Source organism: Cereibacter changlensis JA139 (assembly GCF_003034985.1).
In the GTDB taxonomy this organism is placed as follows: Bacteria; Pseudomonadota; Alphaproteobacteria; order Rhodobacterales; family Rhodobacteraceae; genus Cereibacter; species Cereibacter changlensis.
Genome location: NZ_PZKG01000330.1, coordinates 1 through 1411 on the forward strand (window position 1 = coordinate 1; position 1411 = coordinate 1411).

At 72.9% G+C, this 1411-nt stretch carries 3 protein-coding genes and 1 pseudogene; all 4 read right to left on the reverse strand.

What is annotated here, in order from left to right:
* Nucleotides 1-310, reverse strand: a pseudogene (locus C5F48_RS23760) (baseplate assembly protein); the annotation flags it as partial.
* Nucleotides 307-639 (reverse strand): GPW/gp25 family protein, encoded by a 333-nt coding sequence (locus C5F48_RS23765; protein WP_107666125.1) that lies wholly within the window; start codon nucleotides 637-639, stop codon nucleotides 307-309. The gene C5F48_RS23765 and the pseudogene C5F48_RS23760, both read right to left, overlap by 4 nt.
* On the reverse strand, nucleotides 636-824 hold the full coding sequence (locus C5F48_RS23770) for a hypothetical protein (RefSeq protein ID WP_107666126.1): 189 nt from the start codon (nucleotides 822-824) through the stop codon (nucleotides 636-638). Before C5F48_RS23770 ends, C5F48_RS23765 begins: the two co-directional genes overlap by 4 nt.
* A complete protein-coding gene (locus C5F48_RS23775) occupies nucleotides 821-1276 on the reverse strand; it encodes a phage baseplate assembly protein V (RefSeq protein WP_107666127.1) in 456 nt (151 codons plus the stop codon). The genes C5F48_RS23770 and C5F48_RS23775 overlap by 4 nt, the downstream gene beginning before the upstream one ends.
* Nucleotides 1277-1411: the final 135 nt, after the last annotated feature.

Sequence of the window (1411 nt, forward strand, 5' to 3'; positions counted from 1 at the left end):
CCGCCGCCAGCGTGAGCCGCGAGACCCCGAGCAGCGCCGCCAGGTTGTCGAGATCCGCGCCGGTCGCCGTGGCCAGCATCACCGCCCGGGCGGCGTCGTTCACCCGCGCCCGGTGCAGGACGCCGAAGAAGGCCAGCGCCTCGATCAGCTTCACCGCCGGCTCGCTTTCCAGCGCCAGCGCCGGGCCGAGCTCGGGGGCCAGCTCCAGCACCTTGGCCCTGATCGCCGCGATGGTCGCCTCGGTGTCGAGCGTCTCGATCACCGCCGGGGCCGGCAGGCGGGAGAGGTCGATGGCGGAATAGCCGGTCATGGAGAGACCTCGGCGGGAATGGTGACGGCCCGGTGATCGACCTCGCCATGCAGGACGAGGCCGAGCCTGCCGGCGGCGGCGACGGAGACCTCGACGCGGCGCAGGCGGAAGCGCGGCTCCCATGCATCAAGCGCGGCGGCGGTCTCGGCATAGACATCGACCAGCGTCGCGCCGTTCACCGGGCGGTCGATCAGCCGGGGCAGCTCCGAGCCATAGGCGCGGCGCAGGACGCGGCTGCCGGTCGGGGTCGAGAGGATGTCGGTGATCGACTGCGCCAGATGCGCGTCCGCATCCAGCGGACGGAAGGCGGTGCGAGACAGGCCGGTCATGCGGGATCGGGCTCCGGGGCGGGCGCAGCCTTCGCCTTGCGCGAGGGCTTTGTCGTCTCGGCGACCACGGGCTCCACCGGCTCGTACTTCGCCTGGGAGGCGGTCAGGCGGATCTCCTCTCCGGCCGCGACGCGCCGGCCGGCGATCCAGCCGGCGGCCTTCGCGCGATAGGTCTTCATGCTCATCCGTTCGGTCCTCCTGTGTCGCCGCCGCCGGGAATGACGCCGCCATGGGTGTGGGTGACGAGGCTGACGCCGGAGGCGCGGACATCGCCGGTCACCTCGATGTCGCCCTCGACGTAGAGAGTGCCGATCAGCCGCAGCGTCCCGCCGCCGAGGTCCATGGTCGGGCTGCCGGCGTCGGGGGCGATCAGGTCGCCGTCGACGGGCAGCGAGCCCATGACGAAGGCGCGGGCCATGTCGCCCGAGGGGGCGGAGACGGTGACCTGCTCGCCGGGGCTCGGCATCCAGTGCAGCCGGATCGCGCCGGAGCGGATCTGCATGACCTGCAGCGGCGGGGTCAAAAGGTCGCCGATCCGCACCCGGGCGCGGCCCGTGGCGTTGTCGATCGACACGATGGTGCCGACGTTCAGCATCGCCCCGATCCGGCGGTCGGCCTCGGCCGCGGCGAGGCTCATGGCGCGGCTCCGGTTTGCGGCTCAGCGGCTTGCCCGACCTCGAACGCCTCGCCGCCGACGTAGAGCTGAAGCGTGATGGGCTCGGGGGCAGGGAAGGGGGCGACGGCGACGATCTGCTCCCAGGTCACCGCCGTC